The organism is Atopobium sp. (assembly GCF_034113385.1).
Lineage (GTDB): Bacteria > Actinomycetota > Coriobacteriia > Coriobacteriales > Atopobiaceae > Atopobium.
The window spans coordinates 178,689-195,366 of sequence record NZ_JAXEXL010000013.1; the positions used below are offsets into that span (position 1 = coordinate 178,689).

The following is a 16,678-nucleotide window of genomic DNA, read 5'->3' on the forward strand; positions in this document are numbered from 1 at the left end:
GAGGCAGTATGAGTTCTATTGATACATCCCTTTACACACCCGACTTGGTCTTTTTTGACTTTGAGGCCACTACCTATGAGGACTTCTTCCAGAAGTTTTCCAAGATTATGATGGAGAAAGGCTATGTAAAGGATAGCTGGCTTGCTGCTATTACAGAGCGTGAGCGCAATTTTGCCACAGGCTTACAGTTTGAGAGTATCCCCGTAGCAATTCCCCACGTAGACCCTCAGCATATCCTTAAGCCCTATATTGCAATCATTAAGCCTAAAACTTCTATTAGCTTTGAACCGATGGCCGGAATGGTAGACCATGCCATTGACACCAAACTCATTGTTAATCTTGGTCTGCTTAAACATGCAGAAGGCCAGGTAGAAGTGTTGCAGGCAATGATGGGCATGTTTATGGATGAGAAGGCAGTGGAAGACATTATGTCTCAAACGACTGCCGAAGGAATGGTTGATTGCTTCAAGCGCTATGCAAATTAGTGGTACGCTGTTATATCCGTACACCAGATTTAGCGCCAAAAGGAGGCACTCATGGAACTTAATTCCTATATTGATCACACCATCCTTAAGCAGAATGCTACCGAGGCTGACCTTGCCAAGCTGTGCGATGAAGCAATGAAGTATCACTTTGCCACGGTTTCCATCAACACATGTTGGACGGCATTTGCAGCTCAGCGTCTTGCAGGCTCTGGTGTAGGCGTAACAAGCTGCATTGGTTTTCCTCTAGGCGCTGCAAACACTGCAGGTAAGGTTGCCGAGGTAAAGCAGGCTGTAGCAGACGGTACCGCCGAGATTGATATGGTAATTAACGTAGGTAAGCTTATTGATGGCGATGATGAGTATGTAATCAATGACATCAAAGCTGTTGTAGAGGCTGCTGACGGTCATCCCGTCAAGGTTATTCTTGAGTGCTGCTTGCTTAATGACGAGCAAAAGGTTCGTGCATGCGAGGATTGTGTAGCTGCAGGTGCTGCCTTTGTTAAGACCTCTACTGGTTTTAGCACGGGTGGTGCAACTTTGGCCGATGTAGCTCTTATGCGCAAGACAGTTGGCGATAAGTGCAAGGTTAAGGCTGCAGGCGGTATTCACAACCGTGCAGAGGCAGAGGCTATGATTGAAGCTGGTGCTGATCGTTTGGGTGTAAGTGCTTCTGTTGCTATTGTTGAAGGCTAGATTAAGTTAAAAGCCAAGTAAACGATCGTACTAAAGCCGAGGTAAGGCTACACGTAACTACCAAGGTATAGCTTAGCAATTACAAAACTATAAAGAAGGTCTGTACAGCTTACGGGTGTACAGACCTTCTTTTTAAAGAGTCTATTTAAAAAATCCTATAGTCTGAACTGCTAACTCTAAACAAAGACAAGACGTATTTGGCGCGAGCCCATATAAAAATTAACGCTTAGTCAAAAATAACAACCATTTACCGGTCTTCCGCGCGTGCGCACTAACCCCACACTAAGATTTAGCTATAACAATGATATATCTTATTGCGAAGATAGCATTGGAAGTGTGGTTGTATGGGTAAATGGTTGCACAGTATTGGTCGTATCTCCTTTTTGGTAGTTTTAGGTGTAATACTTTTACTCACTATGCCTGTATTAGCGCTGGCTGTTCCGTCTGATAGTTTGGTTATACATACTTCTACCGATAAAAACGTGTATACAACAAATGATGTCGTTTTGTGTCATGTAACCATTGAAAATCCAACTAATGTTGATGCAAAAGATGTTGAGCTTACCGTAAAACTTCCTGACGGATTAGTTCTTGATGGTAAAAGTCATGTTTCTTTCCACATAGGTACTATTGCGGCTCATACAAACTTTGAGAAAGACCTTACCTGTAAGGCTGTTAAAGGTACATCTGCTATAGATGGGTCTTCGCAAAGCAAAAAAGATCATGCTTTATACAATAATAAAACGTCCGTAGGTCTTGCAAATCTTAGTGATAATTTCTCCCTTTGGCTTGTAATAGCACTTGTAGTTGTTGGTGGCATCTGTGTAGGCATAGCTCTTTGGAGTAAACACATGCATGGTGCGTGCGCACTTTTTATTGCGGTTATTGGTGCGTCACTTTGTTTAAGTAATGTGGCGTATGCTCAGCCAAATGCTTCTCAAAAGATGAATGTTCATACAACTAAAACTATTACAGTTAATGACATTACGTACGATATTACGTTTGACGTAAGTTATATCTGGGAGACCAATAGCCCTACCATTGCAATAGATAAGACTAAACTTACTCATATAGAAGGTATTGATGGCTTTGGACTTCCACATGACGGTGCTCTGAGTGGGGCCCTGGATAGCAAAAGCAAGAAGATTTCTTCATTTGAACTTATTGTTGCCGATGATAAAAACAACACTATAGGAACGTATGCTATAGATGTTAAGCAAAACTGGTCTATTGGGTCATTTGGACTTTTAAAAGGTGCAAATACTCTTACCGTAAAATGCACGTTTGAAGATGGCTCATGTGTAGTAGATAGTGTTGTTATAAATTATGACAAGACTGATAAGCTCGATGTATTAACGATAGACAAACAGGATTCTGATGCAGACGGGCTTATTAACTATCTGGAAACCTACTACAACACAGATCCCAATAAGAAAGACACCGACGGCGATGGTATAGATGACTATACCGAGATAGCTGGCATACATACTGATCCAACCAAGCAAGATTCAGATGCAGATAGCATCCCTGATGGAAGTGAGGATTCCGACAACGATGGTCTAAACAACCTTAAAGAGATTGAGTTTGGTACTAATCCAGCTTCTTTTGATACAGATCTCGACAGACTTTCTGATGGACAAGAAATTAAGATGAGCACAAATCCTCTTAAAGAAGACACTGATTCAGACGGTGCTTGGGATGGCTGGGAAGTGGCGCATACAACAGATCCTTTGCAAGCTCAGAAAAGTTTTGTTGTGAGTGCAACTCAAACAGGCTCTAACAATACAACTACGCTGACTGTAACAACAGAGGGTGCATCAGTAGAGCAAGTCTATATGCTCCCTATAACAGGAACAGATATTGATCTTACTCAAACGCCAGGATATATCTGTGGTTATGAGTTTAATGCTCCGAAGAATTTTATGTCTGCTACCGTTGAATTTAAGCTTGATGAGAAATTGTTTAAGAATAAAGACTTTAATCCTTGTGTGTATTACTACAATCCAGAAACTCAAGCGCTTGAAGAACAACAAACAAGTGTGAACGGCTCTACCGTAAGCTTTAAGCCAAGCCATTTTTCAATTTACTTGGTGGTGGATAAACACTCGTTTGACCAGGTATGGAACCGCGATATAAAAGATCCAACTAAGCAGTCTCAAGCTTCTGCATCGTATGATTTTTGTTTTGTACTGGATAGGTCTTTTAGTATGAAGACCACTGATCCCAAATGGTTAAGAAAAACAGCCCTTATCAATCTTGTTGATAAGTTCAGGGAAGGTGACAGAGCGGCAATTGTTGAGTACACAGCAAAAGTTACCAAAGTTTTAAACTTTACGGGTGAGAAAAGCTTTATAAAAAAGTATATAGGAGGCATTACTAACGACAGTGGTTTTGAAGAACATAGCGGCACTAATGGAACGGCCGGCCTTCAAATGGCACTTGATAAATTTAGTAAAGAGGCTCGTCCAGAAGCACGGAAAGCAATTTTCTTCTTAACTGACGGTGATGATAATGCATCTACCCAATACAGCTATATGCAGCTTGGTCAAATGGCAAAAGAGCAAAGTATTGCAATTTACTGCTTTGTGTTAGGTGATATTGTTTCTGAAGATAAGTACAACATGCTTGAACAGATTAGTAAAGCTACTGATGGCAAGTGCTATAGAGGCATAGATGCTGACATGTCTTCTTTTACTGGTCTTATTTTTGATGAAACTATTGATTATGAGACCGACTCTAATGGAGATGGTATATCTGACTACTATGCCAAGCTTATTCAAAATGGAACACTTACCCTAGCCAATGGAACTACTCCCTATAAAGGGGTTGATTTCTCTAATCCAGACTATGATCATGATGGTCTTTTAAATGGGCGAGAACTCAAAGTGTGCGTGTATTACTCACCAGATGGTAATAGGTATGTGTATCTCCAACAAATAAGTAACCCCTTGGTTAAAGAGTCTAGTCACAAAGTTGACTCACGAACCTTAGCTATTTTTGCTGCACTTTGTTATGAGGATGGTAGTGCGGCTGAGCGTGACGGTAGGTTTTATAAAGAAAGTGAGATTGTGGGAAATCCAGATCCAGAAGAAAGAGAAAAGAGTAACGATGAAATTGGCCAAAGATACTATTTCTTAGGGGGTGCTAATGTCTTTGGCTCTAACAAAGACGGCCATATCTCAGGCTCTTGGATAGTTGCAGAGTTTGTAAACCACTTTACAGTACCTAACATATTCGCGAACTTTAGTGCAACCGTATATGTTCGAGGCAATGATGTAGTACTTGCCTACCGCGGTACCGATGAGGACCCTGAGTGGATTAATGACTTACAAGGTGGTCTTACAAACTTTACCTTTGAAGAGTCTTATGCAGAAGTAACAGCTCTTTGTGTGGCTTATAAGTATGCTGCTACTGGCAAAAATGTCTATATAACAGGACATTCTTTAGGTGGATACTTGGCACAAGTGGGAGCAGCAAAATTCTTGCAGACCTCATACAAAAATCAACTAAAGTCTTGCGAATACTTTAATGGTATAGGTTTTGATTATGCACTATGGGCATGGGCATCAACTACACCATCCAAATATAATCATGTAAATAAAAGAAACATTCTAGGGTACTTTTATGGCAACGGTGGAAGATTGATTTCCCATAGGATTCATGGTGACTTTGTTTCTCCCATGGGATTCCATTCTGGAAGAACGAAAACATACTTTGCTGTTCGTCCATGCATTAAGAATCATACCAAAATACACGGATATGGAAATGATGGCGCGGGGATTAGCATGATTGTGGCTATATCTACTCTTAACAATAACAATGGAGAGTTAATTAATTTCGCAAGGCAAATCAACCTATATGGGAAAGGTTTGCTTTGGACTGTTCATGAGACTGATAGCTTTTTCTATCACAACTTAGATGGATAGTTTTGAGGCTAGGATATGAAAATGAAAATCACTTATCGCAAAGCAGTAACTGTTTTTATCGGGCTTGTTCTACTACTGTTCGTAGTGCCATCTCTTATAAATTTTGTACGTCTAGTAAAGGAATACCAAGAAGGCCCTAGCGTTCAGGCAGCAGTAGATTCTGCCAATATAGCATATGATAGACCGCTATATGGTCTTACATATAAGTTTGAGTATGAAGATAAAGATGCTGAAGGTAACACACAATACCACTTCATTTCTACAGGTGGAGAAAATGTTTCTAAAGTACTAAGAGCAAAGTTTAAATGGAGAGATAGTTGGTCATGGAAGATGCTCCCTGACTATCATCCTGCAGGGTGGTATTACGGAGTAGCAAATTACGAGGAGTGGGAAGAAGCTTTTATCAAATGGATTAAAAGTCCCAACTACGATGGACGTAAGCTTCCATATGAGTATCAAGAGTATGCGTATAAGCAGTAGATTCTCTGTAATAATCTCAATGGATAGATGTTGAGGTTTATGGCATGGAAAAAGATTCCTTATCGCAAAATAATATATAGCCTCATTGGAGTCGTTCTCGTACTGTTTGGCATTTCGCTAGCTTTACATCTAGTGCATATGGCAAAGGAGTATCAACAAGGTCCTTCTGCAGCTGCTGCATTGAATTCGTATGGTGTAAGCAGAGATAGTATAGAAGGCCTGTATTATAAATATGAGTATGAAGATAAAGATGCTGAAGGCAATACACAATACCATTTCATTTCTACAGGCGGAGAAAATGTTCCAAGGGTTGTAGTTTGTAAGTTTACCTGGTTGGATGAGTGGGATTTTGTAATGCTTCCTTCTCGTACTCCAGCTGGATGGCAGTATTTAGAGACTAACAAGGAAGAATGGGAGCAAGCCTTTATAGCTTGGATTAAGAGTCCCAACTATGATGGGAGAAGTCTTTCTCCCATCTACGAAGTATATGTTCCTAAAAAGCCTTAGGAAATGCCCTCTAACAATGCTATGAATTCCTCAAACTAAAGCTCACGGAGAATAATGAAAATCACGTATCGCAAAGCAGTAACTATTTTTATCGGACTTGTGCTACTCCTGTTTGTAGTGCCATCTCTTATAAATCTGATGCGTCTAGCAAAGGAGTATCAAGAGGGTCCTAGCGTTCAGGCAGCATTAGATTCTAACAGTGTAGGATATGATAGACCCCTATATGGTCTTACATATAAGTTTGAGTATGAAGATAAAGATGATGAAGGTAACACACAATATCACTTCATTTCTACGCGTGGAGAAAATGTTCCCAAGGTTATAGTTTGCAAATTTCTTTGGTTTGATGAGTTGAGTTTTGTAATGCTTCCTTCTCGCACTCCAGCTGGATGGCAGTATATAAAGAACAATGAGAATGAGTGGGAAGAGGCTTATATCAAATGGATTAAGAGCCCCAACTACGATGGGCGTAAACTTCCTCCTGAGTACCAAAAATATGTTCCTAAAAAGCCCCAAGAAGAACCTTCCAGCAATGACACTAGTGGAGTACCTTCTAACAATAGTGTTAGTTCATAAAGTTAAGATTTGTAGAAATCAATAAACGTTACCTATCCTAAAACACCATCTGTTTTGCTGTCTGTCTATAGGGTACTACTCGTTCAATCTTTTTCTGCTTTTAAGCAAAAAGTGAACTGCCCTATTTCCTGTATCCAAGAAAGAGGAGGCAGTTCACTAAAGCAGAATCCTTTTCACATACCAAAAGGATATAGCGCTCAGATGAGTCGTGGCAGATTATGCGCCTGCAATGCCCATGTGCAATGTGTGTTTACAATACCTATGCGCGACGTGCACTTAACTCACGAGCAACTTGTGCGCCTAAAGCAACGTTGTTAAATACCAGTTGGATATTTGCCTCAAGGCTGGCTCCACCAGTCAGCTTCTGGATTTTATCAAGAAGGAATGGCGTAATCTTCTTGCCAGTAATGCCCTTCTCATCCATCTCGGTAATGGCTGCTTCAATGGTTGCATTAATGGAATCCGCATCCATGGAATACTGCTCGGGGATAGGGTTAGTAACCAGCATGCCGCCGCCCAGGCCAAGCTCAGACTTGGTGTGGAAGATGCCTGCCAGCTCAGCGGGGGTGTCTACGCGGTAATCTACACTAAAGCCGCTCTTACGGGTATAGAAGGCGGGTAGTTCATCAGTCTGGTAACCAAATACAGTAACACCCTTGGTTTCTAGGTATTCGCGGGTAAGTCCCAAATCCAAAATGGATTTAGCGCCAGCACAAATAACCATAACGGGGGTTTGTGCAAGTTCTTCCAAATCTGCAGAGACATCCATGGTGGTTTCTGCGCCACGGTGCACGCCACCAATACCACCCGTTGCAAACACAGAAATGCCAGCCAAAGCTGCAACAATCATGGTTGCGGCAACGGTGGTAGCGCCATCCTCGCCACGCTCAACTAAAACAGGGATGTCACGACGGCTTGCTTTAGTAACCGCAAGGCCCTTCTTGCCCAAGTAATCAATCTCGTCTGCAGAAAGACCTGCGCGGAGCTTGCCTTCAATAATGGCAATGGTTGCAGGGACAGCGCCCTTATCGCGAATAATCTGTTCTACCTGCAAAGCAGTCTCTACGTTTTTGGGGTAGGGCATACCGTGAGAAATAATAGTGGACTCCAAAGCAACAACGGGCTTGTTGTTATCCAAAGCGTCCTGGACCTCGGGTGATACAACCAAATACTTCTTCAAAGACTCTGTATTCATACATAGTTCCTTTCTACGGGTCCCAGAGCGGGACATATAAAAACAGTAGGAATGCAAATGGAATGCAAACGCTTATAGTGGGGCGTTTGCACTAAAATACCTGCGTTACTTGGTGCGCGCTGGAGCTTGTTTCATGCGCTCAAGTACAGCACTTTCCGAAACGGCCTTACTAATGGTTTGCGGACTTTCAATGCATAATGCGGCGGTAGCCAAGCCAGCCTGTGCGCACTTTTCCAGAGTAAAGCCCTTGAGCCAGCCCCAAGCAATAGCTGCCATCATGGAATCACCCGCACCGGTGGTATTGACTACGTTTGCTTTAAGCGGAGCCATTTTAAAGCGCTCGTTTTTATCGGCTACCAAAAGGCCATCAGAACCTAGCGAGACAAACAAGCGCTCAATACCAGCATCTAAGAGCACGTCAAGAGCTTTGTTGAGGCTTTTCTTGTCTGTGATAGCAATGCCACTCAAAAGCTCTGCCTCAAGTCGATTAGGCTTGAGTGTGTGAATATGGCTTAACACGCCCTGGAGCTTCTCGGCCTTGGTGGTAGAAACGGGATCGCAAAAGAGGGGCACCTTTACGTGTTCGGCTAAGAACTTGATGGACTCAACAGGCAGGTTGGTGTCAATAATACAGGCAGCACCACGATTAATAAGATCAATCTTGCCAGCCAGGTAGTCTGGAGTGAGCTTCTCATAAATGTGCATGTCAGAGATTGCCAGCTCCATGTCTCCCGCTTCATTTGCAATAGATACGTAGGTGGATGTGCTGCCACCAGCAACAATCAAAGCATCGGTAATGTCCATGCCTGCGGTACGGCAGCGCTCTTGCAAAAAGATGGCGTTATCGTCATCACCAAATGCGGTAAGCAACTTGACCTTGGCTCCAAGTAGCGCCAGATTGTGGGCAATATTGCGACCAGCACCGCCGGGAGATGTGGTTACTATGCCAGGATTGGAGTCCTTAGCACGCAGGGGAGCAGAAGGCCTACCGGCAATATCTAGATTTGCGCCGCCCACTATAGTTACGTAGGGATCTTTGCGCACAATATAGCTGCGGCCTAAAATGGCACCTTTGGTAGTAAGGTTGGAAATATGCACCGCTACGGACGAGCGTGAAATGCCAGCCTTTTGTGCCAGTTCGAGCTGTGAGATATAGGGGTTCTCTTCAATCCAGCCAAGGATTTGTTGCTCTCGCTCGGTGAGTGGCTCCATGTGTACCCCTCCTTAACTAAACAAGAGATTAGATATATAAACACTAGATTAGTAATTGAAACTCAGTATAGGATGGCGCGTGTGCCTGTCAATAGTCATTTCTAACTATTTCGCGAGTGGCAGTTTATAGGGGTGTAAACAAACACCTGTTTATATAAAGATAGTACGAATTAACAGGGTTTCTCAACATTTGTTGAGAAAAAATACCCCCTTTGTGCTTGATTTCTAAATAAGTGTTGTGTTTACCGCTCACGGAATAAACATCCGTCTACCGACAGAAGTTAAGGTACCGCTCACCGGATTGTTATGCTTAATGGGTTAAGAAAGGCTATAGCCATTGTGATTTGTAGGTGAGTAACATGGCAAAGCGTGTATTTATTACGGTCTTGGACAGCTTTGGAATTGGCGAGGAGCCAGACGCAGCCGAGTATGGCGATGAGGGCAGCAATACGTTGTGTGCCTGTGCCACAAGCCCCTATTTTTGTATGGATAACTTGCGTGAGCTTGGCTTGTTTAACATTGACGGAGCGCTGGAGTCTGTATATGACACCACTATTGCTCCTGTTGATGCTCCAACTGGTGCATATATGCGCTTACGTGAGGCTTCCAAGGGTAAGGACACTACGGTAGGTCACTGGGAGATTGCTGGTGTAATTTCACCTGAGCGCTTCCCAACCTATCCTGATGGCTTCCCTGCTGAGGTTATTGAAGAGTTTGAGCGCCAAACTGGTCGTAAGGTGTTGTGCAATAAGCCTTATTCAGGCACGGATGTTATTCGTGACTTTGGTGACCAGATGGTAGAGACTGGCTCTCTTATTGTGTATACCTCTGCGGATAGCGTTTTCCAGATTGCGGCACATGAAGCTGTTGTACCTTGCGAGCAGCTGTATGAGTACTGCCGTATTGCTCGCAAGATTTTAACGGGTAAGCATGGTGTAGCTCGTGTTATTGCCCGTCCTTTTGTAGGAGAAAGCGGTAAGTATACGCGCACTTCTCACAGGCATGATTTCTCTTTGGAGCCTACTGGTCCCACAATGATGGATGTGCTGGTAAAAGCACAAAAAGATGTTATTGCCGTGGGCAAGATTGCAGATATTTTTGCACATCGTGGCGTAACAGAGACCATTCCTACTTCTGGTAATCCTGAGGGTATTGACCGCACCATCGAGTTGCTTGACCGTGACTTTGAGGGACTGTGTTTTATTAACTTGGTAGATACAGACATGATTTATGGTCACCGCAATGACGTGGACGGCTATGCCAAGGCACTTGCTTACTTTGATAAGCATGTTCCGCTTATGCTTTCCAAATTGCGCGAGGATGATTTGTTTATGGTCGTAGCAGATCATGGCTGTGATCCAGTAACCCCATCTACGGATCATTCACGCGAGTATGTTCCTTGGGTTATTGCTGGTAAGAAGGTTAAACCACATACAAACTTGGGCACCAGCACCACCTTTGCTGATGTTTCCGCTACTGTTTTGGAGTACTTAGACGCCCCTGCATTGGAGCACGGTACGTCTCATCTAAACAAAATTATGGAGGGATAAATAATGGCTACTCCCACCCCACACAATGCTGCGCTTGAAGGTCAGATTGCCAAGACAGTGCTTATGCCGGGTGATCCTTTGCGCGCTAAGTATGTAGCAGACAACTACCTTGAAGATGTTGAGTGCTTCAACACGGTTCGCAACATGTTTGGTTATACAGGCAACTATAACGGCAAGCCCGTCTCTGTTATGGGCGGTGGCATGGGCATACCTTCCATTGGTATTTATTCCTATGAGCTGTATAACTTCTACGATGTAGACGCTATTATCCGCATTGGTTCTGCTGGTGGCCTGGCACCTCAGGTGCAGCTCCGTGATTTGGTAATTGGCATGGGCGCTTGCACGGATTCCAACTATGCGTCTCAGTATCGCCTACCTGGTACCTATGCTCCTATTGCAGATTTTGATTTGCTTCGTCGCGCAGTTGCATCTGCCGAGAAGCTCGGCGTACCTACGCATGTAGGTAATGTACTTTCCGCAGATGTTTTCTATAACGATGATCAAACGGTCAATGAGCGCTGGGCAGGCATGGGCGTTTTGGCTGTAGAGATGGAATCTGCTGGCCTTTACATGAATGCAGCCCGTGCTGGCAAGAAGGCATTGTGTGTTTGCACCATTTCTGACCTACCGCTCACCGGCGCTTCTCTGCCGGCGGACGAACGCCAAACGAGCTTTACGCAGATGATGGAAGTAGCACTGTCACTTGCGTAAGAATATAGTACGTATTGTTAGTGCACGATGTATAGTGGCAAGGATTTTGGTTTTAGAGAAAGGAACTACGTATGTTAAACAGGAATCTTTCGCGCAGGGATTTTCTGGGCGCATCTGCAGCATTTGCAGTAACGCTCGGCTTGGGTGCATGCAGTAAGGGTGGCTCCCAGGGTGGTTCTGAGGCTAAATCTTCCTACAAGATTTCTATGATTACCGATACGGGCGGTGTAAATGACCAGTCCTTTAACCAGGGTTCTTGGGAAGGTCTCAAGCAGCTTGAGAAGGACAAGGGCTGGAAGGTTAATTACCTTGAGTCCAAGCAAGAGTCTGATTATGCCTCTAACCTGGACAAGGCTGTAGATGATGAGGCTAATCTCATCTGGGGCATTGGCTTTGCAATGGCAGATGCTGTAGCTGATGTAGCTAAGAAGAACAAGAATGTTCAATTTGCCATTATTGACAACGCTTATGAGACACCAGTAGAGAACCTCACTGGCGTAACTTTCCGTGCTCAGGAGCCTTCTTTCATGGTCGGTTACATTGCAGCTCGTACCACCAAGACCAACAAGGTTGGTTTTGTTGGCGGCATCAGTGGTGTAGTTATCGATCAGTTTGATTATGGCTACAAGGCCGGTATTGCGTATGCAAACAAGGAGAATGGCACAAACGTTGAGGTGCTTACTCAGTATGCAGACTCCTTTACTGATTCCGCAAAGGGTAAGGCTATTGCCTCCAAGATGTTCTCCGATGGTTGTGACATCGTATTCCATGCAGCAGGCGGCGTAGGCGCTGGCGTTATTGAGGCTGCTAAGGAAGTCAATAAGTTTGCTATTGGTGTAGACCGTGACCAGGCGTATCTTGCGCCTGATAACGTACTGACCTCTGCACTCAAGAAGGTAGATAAGGCCATCATTGAGGTATCCACCGAGATTCAGGGTGGTGCCAAGGGCGGTCGCAACATTGAGCTTGGTGCCGCAGAAGGCTGCGTAGGCATTCCTGAGGATCACCCCCACATCGATGATGCTGTGTACAAGGCTGCTATTGCATTTGAGAGCAAGTTTAAGGATGGTAGCGTAGTACCTCCTATGAATAAGGAGAAGTACGACGAGTATGTTGCAGCTCTCTAAGCTGTAGCGCTGTCTATATAAAACACGCGTACTACTGGGATGGTGAGGGCACCCCGGATTTGTGGGCGCCCTCACGCCTTTAGAAGTGCGCAAGAGGAGTGTGTTATGGAAGCGAGTCGCGATTACGCTGTGCAGATGCATGGCATAGTCAAACGGTTTGGAGCATTTACTGCTCTTAACGGCGTCGACCTCGATGTAAAAAAGCAGTCCATTCATGCTATTTTGGGCGAGAATGGCGCGGGTAAATCCACGCTTATGAACATCTTGTATGGCCTGTATCAGGCAGACGCAGGTAAGACCTTCCTCAATGGTGAGGAAGTAGATATTTCCAACCCTACCAAGGCAATCAAACAGGGTATTGGTATGGTTCACCAGCACTTTATGTTGGTAGAAAACTTTACCGTTACCGAGAATATCGTGTTAGGTGACGAGGTATGTGGCGCAGCAGGCGTGTTGGATATGAAGCGCGCTCGTGCTGAGGTTGCTGCTATTGTTGAGGAATACGGCTTTGACGTAGATCCCGACGCGCTTATCGAAGATATTACCGTTGGCATGCAGCAGCGTGTAGAAATCCTTAAGGCGCTGTATCGTGGCGCCGACACCCTTATTCTTGATGAGCCTACTGCAGTGCTTACTCCCCAGGAGATTGAGCAGCTTATTAAGATTATGCGTGATTTGGTAAGCAAGGGTAAAACCATCATTATTATTACGCATAAACTCAAAGAGATTATGTCCTCGGCAGATGAGTGTACCATCATTCGCCGTGGTGTATATATGGGTACCGTTGATGTATCCAAGGTTACGGAAGATGAATTAGCATCCAAGATGGTTGGACGTCACGTTAATCTAACGGTCGAGAAGACCCCAGCCAAGCCTGGTGATGTTGTCCTGTCCATTCGTGATTTGCATGTCAATAACGAGCGCGGCATTGAGGCTGTAAAGGGCCTTAACCTCGAGGTGCGCGAAGGCGAGATTGTTGGCATTGCTGGTATTGATGGTAATGGACAAAAAGAACTCGTAGATGCTATAGATTGTTTAATTAAGGCACAAAGCGGCACCGTTACCGTATGTGGTAAGGATATTACCAATACCACACCTCGCACAGTTATTGACAACAGTGTGTCAACGGTACCTTCTGATCGTCATCGTTGGGGCCTTGTTTTGCCCTTCTCGGTATCAGAAAACATAGTGTTGGAGCGCCATGGCGAGGACCGCTTTGGCTCGGGCATTATGCTTGACCATGCCAAGATTGATGAGTTTGCTCGCGACCTTATTGCTGAGTATGATATTCGCCCTGCAGATTGTGAGCACTCTACTGCAGGTGGCTTGTCCGGCGGCAACCAGCAAAAGGTTATTATTGCTCGTCAGGTTTCCAGTAATCCTAAGTTGCTCATTGTTGTGCAGCCAACCCGTGGTCTTGATGTTGGTGCTATTGAGTTTGTTCATAAGGCACTTATTCGTGAGCGCGATAGGGGTTGTGCAATTTTGCTTATCTCTCTTGAGCTTGATGAGGTTATGGATATCGCCGATACCATTGCAGTTATATATGACGGTGCCATTGTGGATGAGTTTGCACAGGGAACCATCACAGAAGAGGAGATTGGTCTTCTGATGGCAGGAGGTGCAAAATAATGGATACACTCGTTAAAGTTTTAAAGAAGCCCATTACCGCAACAATTCTTGCTATTTTCTTTGGATTTGTTGTTGCAGCAATTGTTTTGATGGCAGCTGGCTATGATCCCCTAGCTTCTTTTGGCATTTTGTTTAATGGTGCCCTGGGCAAGCCCAAGTACATTTCTAACGTCATTATTAAAGCAACCCCTATTATTCTGACTGGTGTTGCCGTTGCTTTTGCCTTTAAAACGGGCATGTTTAATATTGGTGCTGAGGGTCAGTACATTGTTGGTACCATTTTTGCTGTTATTGTGGGTGTTTCACTTAATTTACCTCCAGTTTTACAGATTCCCGTTGTTATTTTGGCGGGAACTTTAGGTGGTGCTTTAAGTGGTGGCCTGGTTGGTTTTCTTAAGGCTAAGTTTGGCATTCATGAAGTTATTACCAGCATCATGCTCAACTGGATTAGCTTGTATGCTTGCAATTTTGTGGTTAATACGCCTGCGTTCCACCAGCCTGATTCCACCAGTACCTTCCCGGTAAATCCTTCCAGCTTTACCATGATTCTTCCCAATTGGAAGCTTTCTGACGCTGGCCAAGAAGCTTTGAGTGGTATGCCTTGGCTGTATGATATGTTGGTAAAGACCGACGTAAACATTGGTATTGTTATTGCAATCTTGGCAGCTGTTGGTATTTCCTTGCTGCTTAAGCACACCAAGGTTGGTTATGAGATGCGCGCCGTAGGCTTTAATCGTGATGCAGCGCTCTTCTCGGGTATTGGTGTAAACAAAAACATTGTTTTGTGCATGCTTATTTCTGGCGGCTTGTGCGGTCTAGCAGGTGCTCTTACCATTACTGGCACCGCACCTCATAGCATTTCAACCCTTGCTGCTTTTGAGAATGCTGGTTTTAATGGTTTGGCTGTAGCATTTATTGCCGGCTCTTCTCCTATTGGCTGCATTCCTGCAGGTTTCTTGTTTAGTGGTCTTATCTATGGTGGACAAAGTGTCCAGCAAGTCATTGGTGCTCCCTCAGACATTATTAACATCATGATTGGTACCATCGTGTTCCTTATGGCATTGTCACAGGTACTACCTATGATTATTAGCCGTATTGAGAAGAAGGGAGCAAGTGATGCTCACTAGTCTTCTACTGCTTATTGGCATTACGCTTATGTATTCCACGCCGCTGGTATTTGGCGCATTAGGTGGCGTTATTTCCGAGCGCTCCGGCGTAGTTAACATTGGTATTGAAGGCATGATGATGGTTGGTGCCTTTACCGCCTCTGCTGTGAGCTACTTTACGGGTAATCCCTGGCTTGGTTTTGTGGCTGCGGGCATTGCGGGCGCAGCTGTTGCATTATTGCATGCTGTTGCTTCTATCACCTTCCGTGCAGATCAGACCATTTCCGGTGTAGCTATTAACCTATTGGCGCCTGGTATTGCACTGTTCTTTTGCCGTCGTTTGTTTGACAATGCCGCAATGACGCCTCCCGTAACCACACTTCCCAAATTGTTTGGTGAAGGTGCTTTTGTGGGAACCGTGTTTGCTCCGCTTAATGTGGACGTTACGGTTGTGCTAGGTCTTCTCGCCGCGCTTATCATGTGGTTTGTATTTTATAAGACCAAGTGGGGCCTGCATATTCGCGCTGTTGGTGAGCACCCTGCAGCTGCAGATACCTTGGGTATTAACGTAGAGCTTACCCGCTATGTATGCGTTTTGCTTTCTGGCATGCTTGCTGGCTTTGGTGGTGCTTCGGTAACACTGGCAATCGTTTCTCAGTTCACGCAAATTTCCATTAGTGGACAGGGCTTCATTGCTCTTGCTGCCGTTATCTTTGGTAAATGGAAGCCGCAGGGTGCGTATGCTGCCTGCTTGCTCTTTGGTATGGCACAGGCGCTTACCATTATGTTGGGCGGCGGTGTTATTGCTGTTCCAACTCAGATTATGGCAATGCTTCCTTACGTCCTTACCATCATTATTCTTATCCTCTTTGTGGGTCGCTCTGCTGCTCCTAAGGCAGATGGTGTTCCCTATATCAAGGGCGCTCGCTAAGATTGAGGGCGTACGTTATGACTGCAAGTGCGCTCGGCTCTATTGCTGGGCGCACGTATTGTTTATAGGCGTACTTGTAGTTTGTAAGGAAAGACTATGGTTGACGATAAAACCTTGGTGGCTGAGGCAATTTCTGCACGTGAGCGTGCATACGTTCCGTACTCTCATTTTTCTGTTGGCGCTGCCTTGCTGGATGCTCATGGCAAGATTTGGCATGGCTGCAATATAGAGAACGCATCGTATACCCCCACCAATTGCGCGGAGCGTACAGCATTTTTTAAGGCGGTTAGTGAGGGCGTTGTTGATTTTGTTGCCATTGCTGTGGTGGGCGGAGCAGCAGGGGAGCCCATTTCTGATTGGTGTGCGCCTTGTGGCGTATGTCGCCAGGTCATGCGCGAGTTTTGCGATCCGCAAAACTTCCGTGTGCTGCTAGCTTGTGCGCCTGACGAGTATAAAGCTTATAGCCTTGACGAACTTCTCCCTCAAGGATTTGGCCCTGATAATTTGGAACGTGCTGCGTGTAATCACGAGCACCACTAGGAGGATA

At 44.7% G+C, this 16,678-nt stretch carries 15 protein-coding genes; 13 read left to right on the top strand and 2 right to left on the bottom strand.

The features are described from left to right. Positions 1 to 8: 8 nt before the first annotated feature. The 6 genes from SPD80_RS04215 (at position 9) to SPD80_RS04240 (ending at position 6,667) form a co-directional block, all read left to right on the top strand. The gene (locus tag SPD80_RS04215; protein WP_320603962.1) at positions 9 to 485 is read left to right on the top strand and encodes a PTS sugar transporter subunit IIA; all 477 of its coding nucleotides are present in this window, start codon (positions 9 to 11) and stop codon (positions 483 to 485) included. 51 nt (positions 486 to 536) lie between these two features. Continuing rightward, positions 537 to 1,178, top strand: coding sequence for a deoxyribose-phosphate aldolase (deoC, locus tag SPD80_RS04220; RefSeq protein WP_320828640.1), 642 nt, complete (start codon positions 537 to 539; stop codon positions 1,176 to 1,178). 344 nt (positions 1,179 to 1,522) lie between these two features. Continuing rightward, positions 1,523 to 5,104, top strand: a complete 3,582-nt coding sequence (locus SPD80_RS04225; RefSeq protein WP_320828641.1) for a VWA domain-containing protein — start codon at positions 1,523 to 1,525, stop codon at positions 5,102 to 5,104. 21 nt (positions 5,105 to 5,125) lie between these two features. Further along, positions 5,126 to 5,584 carry a hypothetical protein gene (locus tag SPD80_RS04230; protein WP_320828642.1) on the top strand — a complete coding sequence of 153 codons (459 nt, stop codon included), beginning with the start codon at positions 5,126 to 5,128 and terminating at the stop codon, positions 5,582 to 5,584. A 138-nt stretch (positions 5,585 to 5,722) separates the two neighbouring features. Continuing rightward, positions 5,723 to 6,091, top strand: a complete 369-nt coding sequence (locus tag SPD80_RS04235) for a hypothetical protein (RefSeq protein ID WP_320828643.1) — start codon at positions 5,723 to 5,725, stop codon at positions 6,089 to 6,091. A 54-nt stretch (positions 6,092 to 6,145) separates the two neighbouring features. Next, positions 6,146 to 6,667 (top strand): hypothetical protein, encoded by a 522-nt coding sequence (locus SPD80_RS04240; protein ID WP_320828644.1) that lies wholly within the window; start codon positions 6,146 to 6,148, stop codon positions 6,665 to 6,667. Positions 6,668 to 6,926: 259 nt separating this feature from the next. On the opposite strand, the gene SPD80_RS04245 is transcribed toward SPD80_RS04240, so the two are convergent. Together SPD80_RS04245 and SPD80_RS04250 are read right to left on the bottom strand one after the other, a co-directional pair. Beyond that, on the bottom strand, positions 6,927 to 7,847 hold the full coding sequence (locus SPD80_RS04245; RefSeq protein ID WP_407061950.1) for a pseudouridine-5'-phosphate glycosidase: 921 nt from the start codon (positions 7,845 to 7,847) through the stop codon (positions 6,927 to 6,929). A gap of 120 nt (positions 7,848 to 7,967) precedes the next feature. Next, positions 7,968 to 9,074: a PfkB family carbohydrate kinase gene (locus SPD80_RS04250; RefSeq protein WP_320828645.1), complete on the bottom strand. Its 1,107-nt coding sequence runs from the start codon at positions 9,072 to 9,074 to the stop codon at positions 7,968 to 7,970. Between the two features lie 359 nt (positions 9,075 to 9,433). Here SPD80_RS04250 and SPD80_RS04255 point away from each other — a divergent pair, with 359 nt between their 5' ends. The 7 genes from SPD80_RS04255 to SPD80_RS04285 all read left to right on the top strand — a co-directional run bounded on the left by SPD80_RS04255 (position 9,434) and on the right by SPD80_RS04285 (position 16,671). Further along, positions 9,434 to 10,624, top strand: coding sequence for a phosphopentomutase (locus tag SPD80_RS04255; RefSeq protein WP_320604840.1), 1,191 nt, complete (start codon positions 9,434 to 9,436; stop codon positions 10,622 to 10,624). Next, positions 10,625 to 11,335: a purine-nucleoside phosphorylase gene (gene deoD, locus SPD80_RS04260; protein ID WP_320604886.1), complete on the top strand. Its 711-nt coding sequence runs from the start codon at positions 10,625 to 10,627 to the stop codon at positions 11,333 to 11,335. Between the two features lie 71 nt (positions 11,336 to 11,406). Continuing rightward, positions 11,407 to 12,462, top strand: a complete 1,056-nt coding sequence (locus SPD80_RS04265) for a BMP family ABC transporter substrate-binding protein (protein WP_320604842.1) — start codon at positions 11,407 to 11,409, stop codon at positions 12,460 to 12,462. Positions 12,463 to 12,567: 105 nt separating this feature from the next. Then, entirely contained in the window at positions 12,568 to 14,094 is a 1,527-nt protein-coding gene (locus tag SPD80_RS04270) for an ABC transporter ATP-binding protein (protein ID WP_320604844.1), read from the top strand. Next, positions 14,094 to 15,221, top strand: coding sequence for an ABC transporter permease (locus tag SPD80_RS04275; RefSeq protein ID WP_320604847.1), 1,128 nt, complete (start codon positions 14,094 to 14,096; stop codon positions 15,219 to 15,221). The genes SPD80_RS04270 and SPD80_RS04275 overlap by 1 nt, the downstream gene beginning before the upstream one ends. Continuing rightward, a complete protein-coding gene (locus SPD80_RS04280; protein WP_320604849.1) occupies positions 15,211 to 16,131 on the top strand; it encodes an ABC transporter permease in 921 nt (306 codons plus the stop codon). Before SPD80_RS04275 ends, SPD80_RS04280 begins: the two co-directional genes overlap by 11 nt. A 96-nt stretch (positions 16,132 to 16,227) precedes the next feature. Then, positions 16,228 to 16,671 carry a cytidine deaminase gene (locus SPD80_RS04285; RefSeq protein ID WP_320604851.1) on the top strand — a complete coding sequence of 148 codons (444 nt, stop codon included), beginning with the start codon at positions 16,228 to 16,230 and terminating at the stop codon, positions 16,669 to 16,671. Positions 16,672 to 16,678: the final 7 nt, after the last annotated feature.